This window comes from Bradyrhizobium sp. NAS80.1 (assembly GCF_001908205.1).
In the GTDB taxonomy this organism is placed as follows: domain Bacteria; phylum Pseudomonadota; class Alphaproteobacteria; order Rhizobiales; family Xanthobacteraceae; genus Bradyrhizobium.
This window is the reverse complement of record NZ_LGHL01000531.1, coordinates 1-512: the sequence shown is the minus strand read 5'-3', so window position 1 is coordinate 512 and position 512 is coordinate 1. Positions and strand designations below refer to the sequence as shown.

Genomic DNA, 512 nt, shown 5'->3' with positions numbered 1-512 from the left:
CTTCGATCGAAGAATCTTGAATCGGATGAATCGCTTGTGATTCATTGTTGAGCACCTGAATCGCGAGCGCGAGGTGCCATCATGTGTTCGAGCGGTACGACATCTCGTCGGTCGGCGGGGCCGGATGGTCCCCAGGATGATCCTGATGAAAGCGCCGTCGAACACTGGACCGAGCGCGAGATCGACAAGACGGCATTCAAAGACGCCCGGCTTGGTCAACGATTTGGCGAGCTGTTGAGGCAAATCGGTGATGGCATGGGCGGGAGCATACCGTTCGCGTGCCAGGACTGGGCGAGCACGAAGGCGGCCTACCGCTTCTTCGCCAACGAGCGCGTGGACGAAGCCGACATTCTCAGTGGCCACTTCGCTGCCACGCGCACGCGTTACGATGATTGCACAGGCCCAATTCTCCTCATCCAGGACACGACGGAATTCTCCTATCAACGCGCGAACACGAGCGCCATCGGCCTGACCAAAAGCGTCAATAGCGGCCGTGACAAAGGCGGCCGTTG

1 protein-coding gene is annotated in these 512 nt (G+C 59.2%); it reads left to right on the top strand.

The features are described 5' to 3' along the window. Window positions 1-81: 81 nt before the first annotated feature. A partial coding sequence (locus AC629_RS46410) for an IS4/Tn5 family transposase DNA-binding protein (protein ID WP_143199986.1) occupies window positions 82-512 on the top strand: 431 nt, incomplete at its 3' end.